General features: G+C 72.3%; 14 protein-coding genes and 1 pseudogene. 8 read left to right on the forward strand and 7 right to left on the reverse strand.

The genetic code is table 11. The features are described from left to right. Nucleotides 1–34: 34 nt before the first annotated feature. From F9278_RS46880 to F9278_RS05270, 5 genes and pseudogenes are all read right to left on the reverse strand, one after another. Nucleotides 35–367 carry a helix-turn-helix domain-containing protein gene (locus F9278_RS46880; protein WP_226966643.1) on the reverse strand — a complete coding sequence of 111 codons (333 nt, stop codon included), beginning with the start codon at nucleotides 365–367 and terminating at the stop codon, nucleotides 35–37. A 59-nt stretch (nucleotides 368–426) separates the two neighbouring features. Further along, complete coding sequence (locus F9278_RS05260; RefSeq protein ID WP_152167219.1) at nucleotides 427–1,269, reverse strand: fumarylacetoacetate hydrolase family protein; 843 nt, start codon at nucleotides 1,267–1,269, stop codon at nucleotides 427–429. Further along, entirely contained in the window at nucleotides 1,266–2,840 is a 1,575-nt protein-coding gene (locus F9278_RS05265; protein ID WP_404819002.1) for an FAD-dependent monooxygenase, read from the reverse strand. Before F9278_RS05265 ends, F9278_RS05260 begins: the two co-directional genes overlap by 4 nt. Then, a pseudogene (locus tag F9278_RS48655) lies at nucleotides 2,829–2,909 on the reverse strand (hypothetical protein); the annotation flags it as partial. The gene F9278_RS05265 and the pseudogene F9278_RS48655, both read right to left, overlap by 12 nt. Before the next feature lie 32 nt (nucleotides 2,910–2,941). Next, nucleotides 2,942–3,436, reverse strand: coding sequence for a VOC family protein (locus F9278_RS05270; protein WP_152167221.1), 495 nt, complete (start codon nucleotides 3,434–3,436; stop codon nucleotides 2,942–2,944). A gap of 231 nt (nucleotides 3,437–3,667) precedes the next feature. On the opposite strand from F9278_RS05270, the gene F9278_RS46885 reads away from it, so the two are divergent. Together F9278_RS46885 and F9278_RS05280 are read left to right on the forward strand one after the other, a co-directional pair. Beyond that, nucleotides 3,668–4,072 (forward strand): hypothetical protein, encoded by a 405-nt coding sequence (locus tag F9278_RS46885; RefSeq protein ID WP_226966644.1) that lies wholly within the window; start codon nucleotides 3,668–3,670, stop codon nucleotides 4,070–4,072. Then, nucleotides 4,060–7,119 carry a beta-N-acetylglucosaminidase domain-containing protein gene (locus F9278_RS05280; RefSeq protein WP_226966645.1) on the forward strand — a complete coding sequence of 1,020 codons (3,060 nt, stop codon included), beginning with the start codon at nucleotides 4,060–4,062 and terminating at the stop codon, nucleotides 7,117–7,119. Before F9278_RS46885 ends, F9278_RS05280 begins: the two co-directional genes overlap by 13 nt. On the opposite strand, the gene F9278_RS05285 is transcribed toward F9278_RS05280, so the two are convergent. Continuing rightward, entirely contained in the window at nucleotides 7,120–7,908 is a 789-nt protein-coding gene (locus F9278_RS05285; protein WP_152167223.1) for a sugar isomerase domain-containing protein, read from the reverse strand. It lies immediately after the preceding gene. Between the two features lie 181 nt (nucleotides 7,909–8,089). Here F9278_RS05285 and F9278_RS05290 point away from each other — a divergent pair, with 181 nt between their 5' ends. The 6 genes from F9278_RS05290 (at nucleotide 8,090) to F9278_RS05315 (ending at nucleotide 17,586) form a co-directional block, all read left to right on the forward strand. After that, a complete protein-coding gene (locus F9278_RS05290) occupies nucleotides 8,090–8,974 on the forward strand; it encodes a MurR/RpiR family transcriptional regulator (protein ID WP_152167224.1) in 885 nt (294 codons plus the stop codon). Between the two features lie 129 nt (nucleotides 8,975–9,103). After that, nucleotides 9,104–13,408: a glycoside hydrolase family 38 N-terminal domain-containing protein gene (locus F9278_RS05295; protein WP_152167225.1), complete on the forward strand. Its 4,305-nt coding sequence runs from the start codon at nucleotides 9,104–9,106 to the stop codon at nucleotides 13,406–13,408. After that, nucleotides 13,405–14,130 (forward strand): peptidyl-prolyl cis-trans isomerase, encoded by a 726-nt coding sequence (locus F9278_RS05300; RefSeq protein WP_226966646.1) that lies wholly within the window; start codon nucleotides 13,405–13,407, stop codon nucleotides 14,128–14,130. Before F9278_RS05295 ends, F9278_RS05300 begins: the two co-directional genes overlap by 4 nt. Before the next feature lie 149 nt (nucleotides 14,131–14,279). Continuing rightward, nucleotides 14,280–15,653, forward strand: coding sequence for an extracellular solute-binding protein (locus tag F9278_RS05305; protein WP_193241376.1), 1,374 nt, complete (start codon nucleotides 14,280–14,282; stop codon nucleotides 15,651–15,653). Between the two features lie 2 nt (nucleotides 15,654–15,655). Next, nucleotides 15,656–16,675, forward strand: coding sequence for a carbohydrate ABC transporter permease (locus F9278_RS05310; RefSeq protein WP_152167226.1), 1,020 nt, complete (start codon nucleotides 15,656–15,658; stop codon nucleotides 16,673–16,675). Then, complete coding sequence (locus F9278_RS05315) at nucleotides 16,672–17,586, forward strand: carbohydrate ABC transporter permease (protein WP_152167227.1); 915 nt, start codon at nucleotides 16,672–16,674, stop codon at nucleotides 17,584–17,586. Before F9278_RS05310 ends, F9278_RS05315 begins: the two co-directional genes overlap by 4 nt. On the opposite strand, the gene F9278_RS05320 is transcribed toward F9278_RS05315, so the two are convergent. After that, nucleotides 17,576–19,921, reverse strand: coding sequence for a glycoside hydrolase family 3 N-terminal domain-containing protein (locus F9278_RS05320; protein ID WP_404818859.1), 2,346 nt, complete (start codon nucleotides 19,919–19,921; stop codon nucleotides 17,576–17,578). The two genes, F9278_RS05315 and F9278_RS05320, sit on opposite strands and share 11 nt — an antisense overlap. Between the last annotated feature and the right edge of the window lie 231 nt (nucleotides 19,922–20,152).

Genomic DNA, 20,152 nt, shown 5'->3' on the forward strand with positions numbered 1-20,152 from the left:
CTCCACGATACAGAAAACGTTTACTCGACCTCGCTCACGCTAGCCAGTTCCAGCCGGTCACCGCAAGATGCCGGTGGCTCCCACCGGATTCCGCGAGGCCCCGTGGCTCGCGAGGCCCCCGTGGGCGTCCGTGGGCGTCTGTTGGCGGGTCAGCCCGCGACGACGGTGATGCGGTCGGTGATGTCGCGACAAGGCTCTGGAGGTAGCGGTACGCGGTGGAGCGGGCGGCGCCGGGCCGCTCGGCCACCGCCGTGCCGGAGAAGACGAGGCCGGTGTCGTCGAACATGGTCAGGATGTCGAGCGCCCGGTCGGCCGTGGAGTTGCGGTCGCGGTAGGCGGGGGAGGCGTTTCCTGCCGTGCGGGGCACTGTGGCGGGCGGGCGCGGATCGTCGTCGACCGCGCCCGGTCGCCTCCCTCGTGCGGCGGTTACGGCTGGTCCTTGACCACGGTGTTGCGCAGTTCGCCGATGCCCTCGACCGTGGTGACGAGTTCCTGCCCCGGCCGCAGGAACACCTTCGGATCGCGGCCCGCGCCCACGCCGCCCGGGGTCCCGGTGCAGATCAGGTCGCCGGGCAGCAGCGTGATGATGGTGCTGACGTACGCGATGATCTCGGCCACGTCGAAGAGCAGGTCGGCCGTGTTGGACTTCTGTGTGACGTGTCCGTCGACCGCGCAGGAGATGGTCAGGCCCGAGGCGCCGGGCGGGAGTTCGTCGGGGGTGACGAGCAGGGGGCCGACCGGGGTGGTCGCCTCGAAGGTCTTGCCGGAGAGGAACTCCCTGGTGCGGTGCTGCCAGTCCCGGACGGTGACGTCGTTGACGACCGTGTAGCCGGCGACGTGGTCCAGGGCCGCCTCCCGCGCTATGCGGCGGCCGGGACGGCCGATGACGACGCCGAGTTCGGCCTCCCAGTCGAGGTCGTCGCTGACGGACGGCATGTGGATGTCGTCCCGCGCGCCGACGAGGGAGCCGTCGAACTTGGCGAACAGGGTGGGGTGGGTGGGGGTGGGGCGGCCCATCTCCTTGATGTGGGTGGCGTAGTTGAGGCCCAGGCAGACGATCTTGTTCGGGTGGGGCACCAGGGGGGCGAGGGACGCGTCGGCGAGCGGGACGCGCTCGCCGTCCCGGGCGGCCCACTCCCGCCAGCGGTCCCCGCAGGCCAGCAGGGCACCGACGTCGGCGTACGGCAGCAGGACGAGTTCCTGGCCCTCCTGCCGGGCGACGGTGGTGGTCTCGTACCCGTCGGCGAGACGGACGGTGGCGAGCCTCATCGGTGTACTCCCTGAGGGTGGGGGTGAAGGTGGGTTCGGGGGTGTCCGCCGGCTCCGGTGGCGTGCCGCAGCCGTGTGCCCACGAGCCCGGCCCGGTCCGGGGTGAACACGGCCGCCACCACGCGGTCGGGGCGGACGAGGACGAAGTGGCCGGTCAGAGCGGCGAAAAGGGTGTCGAGGCGGCCGTCGGCGTCGGCGATGCCGGTGCGGCCGTCACGGTCGCGGGGCGCACGGTCGCCGAGGTGGACGTCCACGCGGGTGGCGTCCGGAAGGCCGGACCGGGTGACGGCCGGCCAGGCGGCGTCCGGCACGTCGATGCCGAGCAGGCTCCAGTCCCGGCCGAGGACGTCGTCGAGTCGGGTGCGCCGGTGGTGCGGGCCGCACAGCACCTGGGGCTGCGGCAGCGCCGTTCCGGTCAACGGCCGCGGGCGGTCGTCGAGATGGACCACGGCCCCGTCGCGCAGACGGGTGTCGGGGCGGTAGCGCATCTCGGTGAGATAGCGGCGTCCGGGCGGGGTGCGCATGGCCGCACGGACCAGCAGGTCGCGCAGACGGGCGCGGGTCCGGCTGGTGGTCATGACGACGCGGCCGAGGCGTACGGAGAGGTCGATGACGGCTCGGGCGTGCGGGCGGCGCTCGGTGTCGTAGGTGTCGAGGAGGGTGTCGTCGGCCCGGCCCGCGAGGACGTCGGCGATCTTCCAGCAGAGGTTGGCGGCGTCGCGCACCCCGGAGTTGAGGCCCTGCCCGGCGAACGGGGGCATCATGTGGGCGGCGTCGCCGAGGAGGAAGCAGCGGCCGTCGCGCAGCCGGTCGGCCAGCAGCGCGTGGAAGCTGTACGCGACGGCGCGCTCCACCTCCTCCGGTGCGATCTCCCGGTAGGGGCGCAGGAGTTCGCGCACCAGGGCGAAGGGGGGTGGGGTGCCCGCCGCGCACTCGTCCGGCCGGAGGCGGAACTCGTAGCGGCAGCGGCCGTCCCGCCCGGGGACGATGACGACGGGCCGGTCCGGGTCGCCGTGGTGCATGCCGTAGCGCTGGTCGTGCCCGTCGCCCAGGGTGTCGGCGACCAGCCACACCTCGGGGAAGCTGCGCCCGCGCATGGGGACGGACAGCAGCTCGCGCACGGTGCTGCGACCGCCGTCGCAGCCGAGGACGTAGGAGACGTCCGAGGTCTCGACGGGTCCGTCCTCGCCGCCGGCGCGCAGGGAGACCCGTACGCCGTCGGGGCGCTGGTCCAGAGCCGTCAGCCGGGTGCCGAAGCGGACGTCGACCGTGGGGAGTCGGCGCAGCCTCTCGCGCAGGACCCGTTCCAGGTCGGGCTGGGCGAAGGGGTTCTTGAAGGGGTGCCCGAAACGCTGGTCGCCGGTGCCGCGGGCGTGCACGAGCGGGCGTCCGCCGATGCCGAAGTACTTGGTGCCGGTGCCGGGCACGATGATCGGGCGGACCGCTTCGTCGAGGCCGGCCGACTGCAGGGTGCGCAGCGATTCGTCGTCGAGACTGATGGCCTTGGCGGCGTCGCTGGTGGTGGCGTTCCGTTCCACCAGCAGGACGCGGACGCCCCGGGAGCCGAGCAGATGGGCGGCCGTCAGTCCGGTCGGGCCGGCTCCGACGACCAGGACGGCGGGCGGTGAGGGCTCTGTCATGAGGGCGCTCCGTCGTGCGGCGGTGGCTGGGGCTACTGGACGGGCTGGTAGGCCGGGCCGCCCTCGGTCAGCAGCCGTTCGGCCTCGTCGAGGATGTCCCGCGGGGACTGGTCGAGGTCGATGCTCTTGCGGAACGGCTGGCGCACGTCGCGCTCGACGCGCAGATAGACCTCGTTGCGGTTGCCCTCGGGGTCGAAGAAGTAGATCCCGATCGCGTTGCCGTGGGTGACCTCCTGCTGGACCTCGATGCCCTCGGCGCGGAACCGGTGGTGGAAGTCGATGATCGACTCCAGCGAGTCGACCCGCCAGGACACCTGGTGGCTGAGCTTGGCGCCGGGCGCGGCGGTCCGGCCGCGCTGGAGCACGAACTCGTGGTGCTCCTCCTCGGGGCGGGACGAGAAGAACACGATGCCCCGCTCCTCGTCCTCGTCGGTCACGGTCAGTCCGAGGACCCGGGCGTAGAAGTCGCGCATCTTCTCCAGGTCGTCGACCCAGAAGCCGGTGTGTCCGAGGCCGATGATCGACATGAGTGTCTCTTTCTTCAGGATTGCTTTTCCGTTATTCAGGACCTTAGGTCGGGAAGTGCAGTGCGTCAATCGAGCCAGTGGGCAACCGAAAGGGGCACGCCTCTTGACGAGAGAGTGAAGGAAGATGCAGCGTCCTGCTCGACGAAACATACATCCGAATATTCAGGACTTACCGCCCTGGAGAGCCCTCATGAACCACCCCACCCAGGGGAGATCCAGCGGGATCTCGGGGTGTCGGTCGCCGCACCGGCCTGGATCCCGGCCGCGTTCACCCTGCCGACGGCGATCCTGGAACTGAACTTCGGCGTGCTCGGCGACCTCTTCGGGCGCGGGCGCCCGCTGGTCGCCGGCGGGCCGCCGATCACGGTCGGCAGCCTGGTCGTCGCCGCCTCGGGCGCGTTCTCGGGTTCGATGACCCAGCTCATCGCCGGTTGCGCGTTGCGGCGGGTCGATGCGGGGGCGGAGGTGGCCGACGGAGGGGCCGGAGGAGAACCGCGGCCGGTCGAGTTCGGGCTCTTGAATGATCGATTCAGCATCTCTAGCATTCCTCGATGGCTTCAATCACCTCTTTCCTCCCACGTACCGAACACCCCCACAGACCCCGCCGGTTGCGGTGGGCGCTGTTGCTGGCTCTGAGCCTGACCCTTCCCTCGCTTCCGTCGGTGGCCGTCGCCGCGCCAGCCTCCCCCGCCGTCCCCGAGGTGTGGCCGACGCCCCGGCACATCGAGGGCGGTGGGCGTCGACTCGCCGTCCCGGACCGGGTGGTGGAGGTGGTCGGGCCGGAGACCGACCCCGCCGCCCGCCGGGTCGTCGAGGCCGCGCTGCGGGCGGCCGGGGCCGACCGGATCGTCACCGTGCCGGCCGGGAAACGTCCGCCCGCCGCCGGACTCACCGTCTATGTCGGCGGGCCCGGCGAGAACCCGGCCACCGCGGGCGCGTTGAAGCGGCTCGGCGTCAAGTCCCCCGCCGGGCTGCCCGCGGAGGGGTACGTCCTCGCCTCCGGACGACAGGCGGGACACTCCGGTCGCGCCCTGCTCGCCCTCTCCGGCACCGACACCACCGGCACCTTCTACGCCGCCCAGACCCTCCGCCAGCTCCTCACCGGCAAGCGCCTGCCTGAGGTCACCGTCCGCGACTGGCCCACGGCGAGACTGAGGGGTGTGATCGAGGGCTTCTACGGCACCCCGTGGACCCAGGCCGAGCGGCTGAGCCAGCTCGACTTCTACGGCCGCACCAAGCAGAACGTGTACGTCTACTCCCCCAAGGACGACCCCTATCTGCGGGAGCGGTGGCGCGACGCGTACCCGGCCGACCGGCTCGGGCAGTTGCGCGAACTGGTCGACCGGGCCGCCGCCAACCACGTCCGCTTCACCTACGCCCTCTCGCCCGGTCTGTCGGTCTGCTACTCCTCCGGCGACGACATCACCGCGCTGGTCCGCAAGTTCGCCTCGCTGTACGACATCGGGGTGCGCTCGTTCGCCGTCCCGCTGGACGACATCAGCTACACCAAGTGGAACTGCGCGGCGGACGAGGAGGAGTTCGGCGGCGGGGGCGGCGGCGCGGGTGCCGCCCAGGCGCATCTGCTGAACCGGGTGTGGGAGGAGTTCTCCGCCGGCCGCACCGGACTCGACCCGCTGGAGATGGTCCCCACCGAGTACTCCGACCTCGCGGACACCCCGTACAAGAAGGCGCTGCGGGAGGAGTTGGACCCGGACGTCGTCGTCGAGTGGACCGGGGTCGGGGTGATCGCGCCGACGATCACCGCCGCGCAGCTGCGGCAGGCCCGTGAGGTGTACGGGCATCCGATCCTGGTGTGGGACAACTACCCGGTCAACGACTACGTCACCAGCCGTCTCCTCCTCGGGCCCTACACGGGCCGGGAGGCCGGTGTGGCGCGTGAGTCGGTCGGTGTCACCGCCAACCCGATGGTCCAGGCCGAGGCGAGCAGGCTCGCGCTGTTCACCTCGGCGGCCTATCTGTGGAACGCGGACGCCTACGACCCGCGGGCCGCCTTCCTCGCCTCCGTGCGGGATCTGGCGGCGGGTCCCGGCGCCGCGAAATGGCTGCGGATCTTCGCCGAGAACAGCTACTCCTCCCAGCTCGACGCCACCGAGTCCCCGACCCTCACCGGGCTCGTCGCCGCGTTCCGTGAGGCGTACGAGAAGGACAGCGGACTCGACCGGGCGGCCACCGCGCTCCGGTCGTACTTCACCGACATGGCCGCCACCCCCGCCGAACTGCGCGCCCGGCTCGCCAACCCCGGGTTCCTGAAGGAGACTTCGCCCTGGCTGGACAAGGTCGGCGCGTACGGCACCGCCGGGCTGACCGCCGTGAATCTGCTGCTGGCCGGCAAGCGCGGTGACTCCGAGGCCGTGTCGGCGTACTGGAACCGGCTGCGGGGCGAGCGGAAGGCGCTGGACGCGATTCCACAGCAGGTGTCGGCCGGGGTGATGGACCAGTTCCTGTACACGGCGATGCTCCAGCACGCCCCCGATCCCGGTGTCGACGCCTCCTTCGCACCGGGGGCGATCTCCCTGAGGCCCGGCGCCTCCGAGGCGGTGACCCTCCGCTTCTCGTCCGCCGCCGAGGCACGGTCGGTCACCTGGAAGCTCGCCGTGCCGGACGGGGTCACCGCCTCGTCCACCGAGGGCACCGTGTCCGTCCCGGCCGGGGGCAGCGCCACGGCCACCGTCACCCTGACCGGTGTCACCGAGGGTGTGCACTCCGTCGTGCTGTCCGGCGCGGGCGTCCTGGACCGGGCCGTCCCGGTCCAGGTCACCGACGGGGCGGGCACGCCGAGAGCCCTGACGGCCAACTTCAGCGGGGCTTCGGTCAGTTCGATCGACCTGTCCTCCGGGAAGAGCACCGACATCGCCGTCGGCGCCAACCCCGGTGAGGTGGTGGTGAGCGCCGACGGCCGTACCGCCTATGCCGCGAACCAGGGCTCCGATTCGGTCAGCGTGATCGATGTGGCGCGCGGCGAGGTCACCGCCACGGTCGGTGTGGGACGCGTGCCCGCCGGGCTCGCGCTCACGCCGGACGGGGGCACGCTGTGGGTCGCCAACTACACCGACGGCACAGTGCAGCCGGTCGACACCGGCACGTTGAAGGCGGGCGCGGCCGTCGCGGTCGGGTCGGGGCCGGAGAACATGGCGATCACTCCGGACGGCGGGACGCTGTACGTGGCGAACATCCACGACAACACCGTCTCGCCGGTCGACCTGAGCACGCGGAGGGCGGGGGCGGCGATCCCCGTCGGCCCGCGGCCGTTCAATGTCGTCGCCGCGCCGGACGGGAAGCGGGTGTACGTGTCCAACTCCGGTGGGTCGACGGTGACTCCGATCGACACGGCGACCCAGGACACCGAGCCGACGCTCCTCGTCTCCGGCCAGGCGTACGGGCTCGGGCTGTCACCGGACGGGCGGACGCTGTGGGTGAGCCCCAGCACCGGGGACTACGCCACGCCGGTCGACACGGTGACCGGTGCGCCCGGTGCGCGGGTCACCGTCGGCAGGTCCGCCTTCGACATCGGCCTGGGCTGGGACGGCGGCACCGCGTACGTCACCACGGCCGACGGGAACCGGCTGGTGCCGGTCGACACCGCGTCCGGCACGGCCGGGACGCCGTTGACGACCGGCGCCTATCCCCTGGCGGTGGCGCTCACCCCCGTACCGGTGGGGTGATCAGCTGGCGGTGCGCCGGATGCGTCCGGCGTACCGCTTCTCCAGTTCCAGGTTGCCCTCGAAGCCGCCGGGCACATTGGCGGAGACATAGACCGGGGGGCGGTCGCCGGAGGCGAGGAGCTGGGCGGCGGCCTCGGCGATCGTCATCTGGACGAGCATGACGCCGGTCAGGGTGGAGAGGGCGCAGACCGCGCCGCCGCCGGGCAGCTCCAGCAGGGCGTCGCCGCGCGGGGCCGCGTTGTCGAGGACGACGTCGGCGAGGTCGGCGAGCTTCCGGCCGCTCGGGTGGGTGGCGGGCACGGAGGTGGTGTGCGCGAGGGAGGTGATCGCGAGGAGGCGGTGGCCGCGCTCCTTGGCGTGCAGGGCCATCTCGACGATGACGTTGTTGACGCCGGAGTTGGAGATGACGACGAAGAGGTCCTGGGGGCGGGGGTCGGCCAGCTCGTAGAGGCGGACCGCTACGCCGGGCTCGCGCTCCAGGAGCGGGTCGTCGAGGCCGCTCGGGTGGTCGCCGCCGAAGAGGACGAGGTCGGCCATCTGGATCCGGTTCGTCGGCACGAAGCCGCCGGCGCGGCCCGCGAGTTCCAGGACCATGGCCTGGGAGTGGCCGGTGCCGAAGGCCTGGACGACACCGTCCTCGCGGACACAGTCGGCGATCAGGGCGGCGGCGGCGCTCACGTCGGCGCGCGCGGACTCGGTGAGGCGGTGCAGGACGGCCAGTCCCTCGCGCGCGAAACGGTCGGCGCTCACGGGCTCGGTCACGGACTCGCTGGCGGACTCGACGGACACCTGAGACTCCCCACTGGTGGATTGAACCACCCCATACTCACCTATCAGTGAATCACTGAATCACAGGCGGCGCATCGAGGGCAATGGCGCAGTTCACCCCCCTGGTGTCCCCGGGTGCGAGAGCAAAGACCGGTCCTGGTATTCAGCCGTGGTGTCAACGGGTGGCTGATACCTTCTTCGCATGCCCTCGACCGATGTCACCACCCTGATCCGCACCGAGCTGCCCCGGCTGGCCGGCTCCCTGCGGAAGGTCGGCGAGCTGATCCTGGAGGATCCGGCCGCCGTCACCCACTGCTCGGCCGCGGAGCTGGGCCGCCGTACCGGCACCTCGCAGGCCACGGTCACCCGGTTCTGCCGGGCCATCGGCCTCGACTCGTACCAGCATCTGCTGATCGAGCTGGCCCAGGAGCGGGGCCGGGGCGAGTCCTCCGAGTGGGGCAACACCGAGATCGGGCCGGACATCTCCCCCGACGACAGCCTGGAGCGGGTCGTGCAGGTCGTCGGCACCGCCGATCTGCGGGCCATCCAGCAGACCATCGACCGGATCGACCTGGACTCGGTCGAGCGCGCGGCCCAGGCCGTGGCCCGTGCCCGGCGGGTGGACGTGTACGGCGTCGGTGGCAGCGGCGCGGTCGCGCAGGAGACGGAGACCCGGCTGTTCCGCATCGGCTGCGCGGTGCGCGGCTGGACCGAGGTGCACGCGGCGACCACCTCGGCCGCCCTGCTCACCCCGGCGGACGTGGCGATCGGCATCTCCCACTCGGGGGCCACCCGGGAGGTGATCGAGCCGTTCGAGCTGGCCAAGGAGCGCGGCGCCACCGCGGTCGCGCTGACCGCCGACCCGCGCTCGCCGCTGGCCCGCGCCGCCGACATCCGGCTGATCTCCTCGTCCTCGGAGACCAGTTTCCGCACCGGCAGCATCGGCGCCCGCCACTCGGTGCTGATGCTCATCGACTGCCTGTACGTGCGCGTCGGCCAGCTCTCGTACCAGCGGGCGAGCGCCTCCCTGGCGCTGACCGACCACATCGCGGGGGCACACGCCGTGAAGGCGCGGCGGCCTCGCTGAGCGGGCGGGGCACCGGCCGACGGTCCGCGCGACTTTGCATGGATGAATCAACCAATATTCCGATGCATGGTTGATTGAACCACCCCACGCTGCCAGGATGGGACTCCGCCGAGCACTCGTAGGAGCCTCATGCGCGTCATCTCTGTCGAGTCGACCGAGCTTTTCGTCGGGACCGAGGAACAGCCGCACCAGGTGGTCGCCGTGACCCTCGCGCACGACGCGGGCCGACCGGTCCGGCTGACCCTGGCGGGCCCGGACGTCCACGCCGTCGGGGAGACGGTCGTCACCGCCGACGAGGACGGCACCGTACGCGCCGAGATACCCGTGGCCACGGACGGCCTCTCCCCCGGCGACCGCCGCGAGATCACCGTCACCGCCACCGACGGGGACCAAGTGGCCCGGCTGGCGGCCGAGTTCACGGTCGCCGAGCCCGGCTGGACCATGTTCATGGTCAGCCACTTCCACTACGACCCCGTCTGGTGGAACACCCAGGCCGCCTACACCGAGACCTGGGACGTAGCCGACGACCCCGGCCGCACCGGACTGCCCGCCCGGACCTTCGACTCGCGCGGCCAGAGCGGGATGAGCCTGGTGCGGGCCCACTGCGATCTGGCCCGGCGCGACCCGGCGTACACCTTCGTGCTCGCCGAGGTCGACTACCTCAAGCCCTACTGGGACGCCTTCCCCGAGGAGCGGTCCTTCCTGCGGCAGCTGATCCGCACCGGCCGGGTCGAGATCATGGGCGGCACCTACAACGAGCCCAACACCAACCTCACCGGCGCCGAGGCGACCGTACGCAACGCGCTGTACGGCGACGGTTTCCAGCGCGGGATCATCGGGGCGTCGCCGGAGACGGCCTGGCAGCTGGACGCGTTCGGGCACGACCCGCAGTTCCCGGGACTGATGGCGGACGCGGGGGTCACGTCCAGCTCGTGGGCGCGCGGGCCCTTCCACCAGTGGGGGCCGACGCTGTCGGTGTTCGGCGAGGAGCCGCGCGACCCGCGACGGATGCAGTTCCCGGCCGAGTTCAGCTGGATCGCCCCCAGCGGACGCGGGCTGCTGACTGCGTACATGGTCAACCACTACGGCGCGGGCTGGGCCATCGACAACGCGCCCACGCTCCCCGAGGCCGAGGCCGCCGCGCTCAAGCTCTTCCGGGGCCTGAAGAAGGTCGCGCTCACCCGCAACGTGCTGCTGCCGGTCGGCGGCGACTACGCCCCGCCCTGCCGCTGGGTGATGGGCATCCACCGGGACTGGAACGAGCGGTACGTCTGGCCCCGGTTCATCAGCGGGATCCCCCGGGACTTCTTCACCGCCGTACGGGCCGAGCTGGAGCGGGAGGGGCGCACGGCGTCCCCGCAGACGCGGGACATGAACCCGGTGTACACCGGCAAGGACGTCTCCTACATCGACACCAAGCAGGCCCAGCGGTACGGCGAGTCGCTGCTCGCCGACGCCGAGGCCTGGGCGACCCTGGCCTCCCTCACCACCGGGCAGCCGTATCCGGACGCGGCCCTCGACAAGGCCTGGCGGCAGCTGATCTACGGCGCCCACCACGACGCCATCACCGGCTCCGAGTCGGACCAGGTGTACATCGATCTGCTCACCGGCTGGCGGGAGTTGTACGACCTGGCCGAGACCGTGCACGCCGACGCCACCCAGGCGCTCGCCGACCGGGTCGTGCCGCTGCCGGGCGACGGCACCGACCTGGTGGTCTTCAACTCCGCGACCTGGCGGAGACGGGACGTACTCACCGTCGCCGACCCCGGCCGGGTCCCGCTGGACCATGACGGGCTGCCGCTGCCCGCCGTGTCCGAGGACGGCGAGCTGACGGTCGTCGTGCCCGAGGTGCCCGGCATGGGTCTCAAGGCACTCTCCCTCGCGGAGGGTGCGGTGACCGGCTGGACGGCCGGTGCGGGCACGACGATCCGCAACGAGTTCTACGAGGTGACCGTCGACCCCGCGAGAGGAGGCGGCGTCAGCGGTCTGCGGGCGCGCGCCGGGGCCGATGCCTGGCGGGAGTTGCTGCGCGCCGGGGACATCGGCAACGAGTTGGTGGTGCAGGAGGAGTACCCGAGGCATCCGCGCTTCGGTGAGGGGCCCTGGCATCTGACCCCGACCGGTACCACCGCCGTCCGTAGCCGGGACGTCACGGCTGACATCGATGTCGAGCACTCGGCGGCCGGTTCGCGCATCACCGTCCGCGCCGACCTGGGGCTCTTCCGCTACACCCAGCGGCTCACGCTCTGGGCGGGCGTCGACCGGCTTGACGTGACGACGACCGTGGACGGCTACGACGGCGCCGACCGGCTGATCCGGGTGCGCTGGCCCTCGGACGTGCGCGGCGGACTGCCCGTGCACGAGGTCGCGGACGCGGTGATCGGGCGCGGCTTCGGGTTCGTGGAGGTCGACAGCGAGCAGTTCCCGTGGACGCTGGACAACCCCGCGAACACCTGGTTCGGGCTCGGCTCCACGGCCCGGGTCGCCGTCCACGACGACACCGGGACGCTGCTGGGCCATCGGTCCGTCGGTGTCGCCGAGTTGGTCTTCGGCGACTGGGACACCGCCGGTGAACTGGGCACCCCGCTCGCGGCGGCCCTGGTCCGCGCGGGCGTCACGGCCACCTCGACGCTCGCGGGCGGTCCGCGCTACGGCGATCTGGAGGTCGACTCCAATCTGCCGGACCTCCGGATCGCGATCGGTGGCCCCGAGCGCAACTCCCTGGTCGCCGAGGCTCTCGGCTGGGACCCGGCCGCCGCCCGCGAGCTGCGCCGCCAACTCGCCGAGGACGGCCTGGCGTCGGTGTGGGTGGCCCCGCGTGCCTCGCTGCGCGAGGAGTGGGTGCCCGGCGCCGATCTTCGCGACCTGGAGCGACTGCCGCTGCTCGTGGTGGCGGGCGCCCGCCCCGAGGATGACGCGAAGGCCGTGGACGCGCTGATCGCCGACCTGGACGACGCGACCGTACGGGCCGTCGCGGCCGGGGGCGGCGAGGCGCTGCCGCCGGGCGACGCCTGGGACGGGCGGGGCTTCGCGATCCTCAACCGGGGCACCCCGGGCTGTGTGGTCACCTCCTCCGGCGACCTCTACATGTCGCTGATGCGGTCCTGCACCGGCTGGCCCTCCGGTATCTGGGTCGACCCGCCCCGCCGCACCGCCCCCGACGGCTCCGGCTTCCAGCTCCAGCGCTGGTCGCACACCTTCGCGTACGCGGTCGTCGCGGGCGAGGGCGACTGGCGCGCGCTGGGCTGGCCGCGCGCGGGGCACGCGTTCAACCGGCCGCTGACGGGCCGGTTGCGGGAGCCCGACCATCCGCTCACGGCACGGCTGCGGAAGCCCGCCGGGACACCGACCGGGCTGCCGAGGACCGTGGCACTGCTGACGCTGGAGCCCGAGGGCCGGGTGCTGCTGGACGCGCTGAAGCCCGCCGGGTCGCCGCTGGCCCGGGGCGGTACCGCGCCGGCGGATCCGGCGCGCGGCGTCGTCGTCCGGGCGCACGAGGTCGACGGACGGCCGGTGCGGGCACGGGTGACGGGCCCCTCCGCGTGGACGGAGGGCAGCCGGGCGGATGTGCTGGAGCGGCCCGGTGAGGCGCTGGCCCCCGGCGCGGACGGGGTACTGGAGCTGGACCTCACGGGGTTCGAGGTGGCCACCGTGCTGGCCTCGCCGCTGGGCGGCAGACGGGCCGAGGGGCCCGGTGTCGCCGCGCACGAGCCCGCCCAGCCGGTGCACACCCGCTACTGGCTGCACAACTCCGGCCCCGCGCCCCGAGGGAACCTGCCCGTCGCCGTGTATCTCTCGCCGGCCGCCCTCACCGCCGACGGTCCGGTCACCGCGACGGTCCGTGTCTCCTCCGAGCTGACCGACGCGCCCGTGTCGGGCACGGTGGCCCTGGAGGTGCCGCCCGGCTGGCGCGCCGAGCCCGCCGAACTGCCGTACGCGCTCGGCCCCGGCGGCTTCTCGCTCACCGAGGTCACGGTGACACCGCCACCGGACCCGGTGCCCGGCCGCTACGGGCTCGCCGCCCGACTGACCTACGGCGGGCAGACGTTCGAGGACGTGGTCCCCCTGGACGTCCCCGGCGAGGCGGCGGAGGGCGAACCCGACGGACGGACCGGGCCGAGTCTCGTGCTGGGGCTGGGCGTCGACCGGGTCGAGGTGCGCCGGGGCGAACGGCTGCGGGTGCCGGTCCACCTGCGGAACCCGACCCGGGGGCCCGTGAGCGGGCAGCTGTGGGCGCTGTCGTCCTGGGGCACCTGGGCGGGCGTCGGACCCGGCCTCCAGGGGTTCGCCCTGGCGCCCGGGGAGAGTGCCGAGCAGGTGGTCGAGGTCGACGGCTCGGCGGTGCCACCGGGCTCGTACTGGCTGATGGCGAAGGCCGGCTGGCACGGCTGCGTGGCCTATTCGGAGGCCGTCGTCCTGGAGGTGAGGCCATGAGCGAGCATCCCGAGGTCCTGGACCCACGACCGGCGGCCGTCGGCCACGCGGAGCCGCATCCCCACACCGCGCCGCACCCACACCCGCACGCGCACCCCACCGGGCCCGCCGCGCTCGTCGCCGGGGAGCCGGTGCCCCGCGGCCGGGTCGACGCCGTGCTGGACGCCGTGCCCGCGCGGGACCGGGAGGCGCGGCCGGAGGGGCGGGCGCGGGCGGAGCGACAGCGGCGGCGATGGGCGACGCAGGTCGTGGTCGCGGACGAACTGGCCCGGCGGGCCTGTGCCGCGCGGGGGCTGACGCCCCCGGCCGAGGCGGCGCTGGCCCGCGCGCTCGCGGTGCGCGGGACCGAGGTCGCCGACCTGGGCAGCATCATCGCCGTGGCGCTCGCCCACTCCCCCGCCGCGCGCACCCTGCTGGCGGCGCTGGAGGCCGAGCAGCGGGTGCCGGAGAAGGCCGTACGCGGCTACTACGACCGCAATCCGGACCGTTTCCTCACCTCGGAGGCGCTGCGGCGCGGTGTCGACCCCTACGGCGGGGCGGCGCCGGGGGACTTCCTGCCGTACGACGAGGTCCACGACGACGTCGTACGGGAGTTGCGGCGGGCGATGGGCCGGCAGGCCTTCTTCGACTGGCTGGACCGGGCCCGTGCCGAGGTGGAGTACACGCCGGGGCACGAGCACCCGGGCGACCCCTCGCACCCCGATCACGAGCACCGGCACTGAACGCCCGGCAAACCCCTCGGAACCGAAACGCAACACGGCCAGCCATTGACCTCCGATGAATTCTGGTCCACCTTTTCATCAATCGGAGTCCAAGTTGGTGATTTGAACCAGCTACCCGACCCAGCGGCTGACTGATCGCAGGAGGCGACATGCGCGCGAGACGACTGACCGGATGTGTGGTGGGTGTCATCGCCCTCACCCTGACCGCCGCGGGCTGCGGCCTGTCGGGCGGGGGCTCCGACAGCGGGGACGCCACCGCCGGCGGCTGCGAGGTCGACAAGGGCAACGTCGGGTCCGGGAAGCTGACCGGTGACGTCAAGGGCACGATCACCTTCCAGACGACGAACCTGAAGAAGGACTTCGGCGACTACTTCAACGGCGTGATCAAGGCCTTCGAGAAGGCCCACCCGGACACCACCGTGAAGTGGGTCGACGACCCGGGCGACGCCACCTTCACCCAGCGCCTGGTCGCCGACGCGCAGGGCTGCACGCTGCCGGACGTGGTGAACATCAACGTGAACACGGCGATCGCGCTCACCAAGACCGGCTACCTCCTCGATCTGGACAAGAAGGCCCCGGACGCGGGCGGGCCGTTCGTGCCCAACCTGTGGAAGTCGAGCGTCTACGCGGACGCCTCCGGCACCAAGGTGCACAGCGTCCTGCCCTGGTACTCCGGCGGCATCGTGCAGACCTTCAACACCGAGCTGATGGAGAAGGCGGGCCTCGACCCGGCCAAACCTCCGACGACCGTGCTGGGTCTGTTCGAGGACGCCCAGAAGATCGCCGAGGTCTCGGACGGCAAGTACTACGCGTTCCTCGCCAACCCGCAGCTGCGCATCCCGGCCGACTGGCAGCAGATGGACATCAAGATCCTCTCCTCCGACGGCAAGAAGTTCACGTTCGCCGACGACCCGAAGACCGCGCAGTGGGTCGACGCCATGACGAAGCTCTACAAGGCCGGCGGCATGCCGAGGGACTCGCTCTCCTCCACCCAGGACCCGGCCAACGTCTACGGCCAGGGCAAGCTGGTCTACGGCCCGACCAACCCCAACTTCCTGCGCTTCATCCAGCAGAACAACCCGAGCGTCTACAAGAAGACCGGCGTCGCCCGCTTCATGCTGGACGACCTGGGTCACACCGTCGGCGCCCCGCAGTACATCGGTGTCGCGTCCACCAGCAAGAACGCGGCGACCGCGCTGTCGTTCGCGCAGTTCCTCACCAACGCCCAAAACCAGTTGGAGTGGGCGAAGGACCCGAACGTCGTCATCTTCCCCTCCACCACGGCCTCCTTGGACGACCCGTTCTTCCAGTCGGTCGAGGGCGACGACCCGTTCGCCGAGGCCCGCAAGATCGTCGCGAGTGACCGCAAGACCTCCACGGCCGACGAGATCGCCCTCACCCCCGGCGAGTTGAACGCCATCACGGCCCAGATACAGCTGGCCATGCAGGGCAAGAAGAGCGCCCAGGACGCACTGGACGAGGCCCAGAAGAAAGCCAACGTGCTGATCGAGCAGGGCAGTTGAGTATGACCACCCTCTCTCCCCCCACTAAGGGATCGGGGGTCGCGGTCTCCTCCCGCGACCCCCGCCCCGGGGAACCGAGCGGCCGGCGCCGCCTGCTGCGGGCCCTCGGGCCGGGCCCCTCCGCCGACGCGGGCGGCGCCGCGCTGTACCGCCGCTGGTGGCTGCCGTGGCTGTGGATGTCACCGGCGATCATCGGCATCACCGTCTTCGGGCTGTACCCGTTCCTGAACACGCTCCTGTTGTCGTTCACCGACGCCAAACCGCTCGGCGGCGCCGCCTCGTTCGTGGGCCTGGACAACTACACCCGGATGCTGGGCGACTCCGACTTCTGGCTCGCCACCCGCAACAGCGTGCTGTACGCGCTGATCGTGGTCCCGCTGATGGTGATTCTGCCCCTGACGCTGGCCGTGCTGGTGGAGAAGAACCTGCCGGGCATCGGCTTCTTCCGCTCCGCGTTCTACACCCCGGTCCTCGCCTCCAGCGTGGTCGTCGGCCTCAGCTGGCAGTGGCTGCTCAGCGACCAGGGCCTGGTCAACACCTGGCTGCAGAAGGCCCACATCATCCGGTCGGCGATCCCGTTCCTCTCCGACTCCTGGCTGATCCTGCTGTGCGCGATGGGGCTCACCCTGTGGAAGGGCCTCGGCTGGTACATGATCTTCTATCTGGCCGCGCTGGGGAACGTGCCCAAGGAGCTGCACGAGGCCGCCGCCGTGGACGGCGCGGGCGCGATCCGCCGCTTCTGGCACGTCACCATGCCGGGCGTGCGCACCTCGATGATGCTGGTCGGCACCCTCACCGGTATCGGCTCGCTGCGGGTGTTCACCGAGATCTACATGCTCGGCGGCGCGACCGGCGGCCCCGGCGGCGCCGACCGCACCCTCCCCTTCTACATCCGGGACGTCGCCCTCGACCCGCTCACCGGCAACGCCGGCTACGGCTCGGCGGTCAGCGTCGCCCTCTTCGTGCTCACCCTGGGCCTCACGCTGCTCGCACAGCGCCTGACGAAGGAGGACGAGTCATGACCACGGCCGTGAAGGAGCCGGCGACGACGGCGGCCGTGGCTCCGGTGCGGAAGCGACGACGGCTGATGCCGCGCTGGCGGGACTACGGCCGCCCGCGCGAACTGATCGTCCGCTACCTGCTGTTGCTGTTCGTGCTCGGCATCACCGTCGGCCCGCTGCTGTGGCAGCTGCTGTCGTCGCTGAAGGGCGTCGGCGAGGACGTGTTCGGCGCGAACGCCTCCCTCTTCCCACGCGACCCGACCCTGCGCGCCTACCGCGAGGTGTTCGACCAGGTCCCGGTGTGGACGTACATCCGCAACAGCATGGTCGTCGTCGCGCTGTCGGTCACCAGCCAGCTGGTCTTCTCCACCCTCGCCGGCTACATGCTCTCCAAGCCGAGCTGGAAGGGCCGCAAGCTGGTCTGGGTGCTGCTGATGGCGTCCATGATGTTCCCCTTCGAGTCGATCATGGTCTCGCTGTTCCTCAGCGTCCGTGACCTCGGTCTGGTCGACAATCTGGCGGGTGTCTGGCTGCCCGGCTTCGTCGCCGCCATCAACGTCCTCATCATGCGGGCCGCGTTCCTCGCCGTGCCGCGCGAGATCGAGGACGCGGCGATGCTGGACGGGGCGGGCGAGTGGAAGCGGTTCCGGTATCTGTATCTGCCGTCCGCGTGGGGTGCCATCCTCGTCGTCACCATCAACACCTTCATCAGCGCCTGGGACGACTTCCTCTGGCCCCTGATCGTGCTCCGCACCGAGGACCACTTCACCCTGACCCTGGGCCTCGCCCGCCTCCAGTCCTCGTCCTTCGGCTACGACCAGCGGATGGTGATGGCGGGCTCGGTGATCTCCGTGATCCCGGTGCTGGTGCTGTTCGTGATCACCCAGCGGTGGTTCTACAAGGGCGTCTCGTCCGGGGCCGTCAAGCTCTGAGGCCCGGCCCGAGGTCCAGCACGACGGGTACGGCGTCGCGTGCCCCCCGCGCCGACCCGGCGACCCGGATCTCGACGGCGCCGACCGCGTCGGGCACCTCGAAGGACAAGGAGACCGTACGGCGTTCACCGGGCGCCAGGCCGACACCCTCGAACGCGCACAGTTCGAGGGTGCGCGGCCATACGGGGGTGATCAGCCGCCGCAGGTACACCTGGACGACCGTACGCCCGTGCCGCTCCCCCGTGTTGGCGACCTCGACCTCTACGCCGGCCGCCCCCACGAGGCGTGGCGTGCCGTAGGCGAAGCTCGTGTACGACAGGCCGTGCCCGAAGGAGTGGAGGGGCTCGGCGCTCTCGTCCACGTAGGAGCCGTACTCGGTGTCCTTGTGGTTGTAGTAGACGGGGAGTTGGGCCGCCGAGCGCGGTACCGAGACGGGCAGGCGGCCCATGGGTTCGGTGAGGCCGAGCAGTACCTCGGCGATCGCGGTGCCGCCCCACGGGCCCGGGTACCAGGCGGTGAGCAGCGCGTCCGCCGTCGCGGGGACCGCGTGCGGGCGGCCCTGGATCAGGACCACCGCCGTCGGTGTGCCCGTCGCGACGACCGCGTCCAGCAGCGCGTGCTGGGCCTCCCCCAGCCGCAGCCCCGCGAGGTCGACGCCCTCGCCACAGGTCATCTCCGACACGACGGTCCGCGCGGCCCCGTTGGCGTCGAACTCCGTGTCGGGCGTACGGGCGCTGCTGCCGCCCAGCACGAGCACGGCCAGGTCGGCCGCGGCTGCCTCGGCGATCGCGGCCGGGATGCCGGTACGGTCGCCGCCGGTGAGGGCCGCGCCCCGGGAGTGCCGGACGTCCGTGCCGAGCGGGGCCAGCTCGCGCAGGGCGTCGAGGACGCTGACGCCGGTGCCGGGGCGCTGCGGGGCGGTGTAGTCGCCGAGTTGATGGGCGGTGATGTCCGCGTGCGGGCCGAGCACGGCGATCCGGCGTACCGAGGGGGCGAGGGGCAGGACGCCGGTGGGGTTGTGCAGGAGGGTGACGCAGGCGCGGGCGAGGTCGGTGCTCAGGGCGCGGCCGGTGTGTTCGAGGACCGAGGATCGGTCGGTTTGCCCGGGGATCGGCGCGCGGCCGGTGTGTTCGGGGATCGGCCCGCGGCGGGTGCAGGGGTGTTCGAACAGGCCCAGGCGGAACTTCAGGCGCAGGACGCGGGCGACGGCGGCGTCCAGCGCGGCCTCGCTCACCAGGCCGCTTTCGACGGCCTCCTCCAGGTGGGTGAAGCCCTCGTCCCAGAGGCTGAGGTCGATCCCGGCGTCCAGGGCGAGGGCGCCCGCGGAGACCTTGTCGCCGGTGATACGGGCGAGGCGGTCCACGGCGAGCCCGTCGGCCATGACCAGGCCCTGGAAGCCCCAGCGGTCGCGGAGCAGTGCGGTGAGGAGGGCGCGGTTGCCGGAGCAGGGGACGCCGTCGACCTCGTTGTAGGCGGCCATCACCGCGGCGGCGCCGGCGCGGACCCCGGCGTGGGCGGCGGGGAGGTGGATCTCGTGGAGTTCGCGGAGGCCGAGTTCGGACTCGGCGGAGTTGCGACCGCCGACGGTGGCGCCCTGTCCGGCGAAGTGCTTGAGGACGACGGGGGCGCGGTCGGCGGCGAACGACTCGCCGGTGTCCTGCGTTTTGGTGCCCTGCATGCCGCGCACCAGGGCCTCGGTCAGGCGGGCCGCGAGGTACGGGTCCTCGCCGAAGCACTCCTCGGTACGGCCCCAGCGCGGGTCCCGGGCGATGTCCAGCGCGGAGACGAGGGCCAGGTGGCCGCCCCGGGCGCGGAGTTCGGCGGCGGCGTGCGCGGCGGCCCGCTCGTACAGGGCGGGGTCCCAGGTGGCGCCGACGGCCAGATTGACGGGGAGGACCGTGCCGTCGAGGGCCATGTGGCCGTGCGGGACCTCCTCGACGAACAGGGCGGGGATGCGCAGGCGGCTGCGTTCCAGGACGTGGCGCTGGACGAGGTCGGCGAGATCGGCGCTGTCGGCGGCGCCGGGGCCCACGCCGTGGTCGACGCCGGACCATGCGTCGGCGCGCATCAGGCCGTAGAGGGCGCCGAGGCCCGCGAAGCGTTCGGTCTCGGCGTACAGGGCGTCGGTGAGCGCGAAGTCACCGGCCGGGGTGCGTCGGTAGGCGTCCCAGCCGTACATGCGCTGGTTGAGCTGGCCGGTCTTCTCGCGGAGGGTCATTCGGGAGAGGAGGTCGGCGACCCGGGTGTCGAGGGGGGCGGCGGGGTCGAGGTACGGGGGCCGCGCGGGCGAGGTCGGCGTGGCGGCCGGGGCGACCGGCTGGTCCTGCGGGGGCATGGGTCGTCCTTGTCGGCATCGGGGCGGTACGGGGCGGAAGACGGCGGGGGGTGTCGCCGGGTCAGTGGCCGGTGGTGTGGGCGAGGCGGGCCAGGGCGACGGCGCCCGGGGAGCCGTCCGAGACCGCGGTGACGGCGAGTCCGTGGGGGGGCCAGGCGTTCGGTGAGCGGGAGCAGGAGGGGGCCGTGCGGGGCGAGCAGGCCGCCGGTGGCGACGAGCGGTTCGCCGGGG

The sequence above is a fragment of the Streptomyces phaeolivaceus genome, from assembly GCF_009184865.1.
Classification (GTDB): domain Bacteria; phylum Actinomycetota; class Actinomycetes; order Streptomycetales; family Streptomycetaceae; genus Streptomyces; species Streptomyces phaeolivaceus.

Excerpts from the sequence above, each read along its gene's own strand:
- F9278_RS05295 (WP_152167225.1), top strand. The coding sequence starts at position 9,104 with ATGCGCGTCATCTCTGTCGAGTCGACCGAGCTTTTCGTCGGGACCGAG.
- F9278_RS05320 (WP_404818859.1), bottom strand. The coding sequence starts at position 19,921 with ATGCCCCCGCAGGACCAGCCGGTCGCCCCGGCCGCCACGCCGACCTCG.
- F9278_RS05300 (WP_226966646.1), top strand. The coding sequence starts at position 13,405 with ATGAGCGAGCATCCCGAGGTCCTGGACCCACGACCGGCGGCCGTCGGC.
- F9278_RS05270 (WP_152167221.1), bottom strand. The coding sequence starts at position 3,436 with ATGTCGATCATCGGCCTCGGACACACCGGCTTCTGGGTCGACGACCTG.
- F9278_RS05315 (WP_152167227.1), top strand. The coding sequence starts at position 16,672 with ATGACCACGGCCGTGAAGGAGCCGGCGACGACGGCGGCCGTGGCTCCG.
- F9278_RS05260 (WP_152167219.1), bottom strand. The coding sequence starts at position 1,269 with ATGAGGCTCGCCACCGTCCGTCTCGCCGACGGGTACGAGACCACCACC.
- F9278_RS05305 (WP_193241376.1), top strand. The coding sequence starts at position 14,280 with ATGCGCGCGAGACGACTGACCGGATGTGTGGTGGGTGTCATCGCCCTC.
- F9278_RS05290 (WP_152167224.1), top strand. The coding sequence starts at position 8,090 with ATGCCCTCGACCGATGTCACCACCCTGATCCGCACCGAGCTGCCCCGG.
- F9278_RS05310 (WP_152167226.1), top strand. The coding sequence starts at position 15,656 with ATGACCACCCTCTCTCCCCCCACTAAGGGATCGGGGGTCGCGGTCTCC.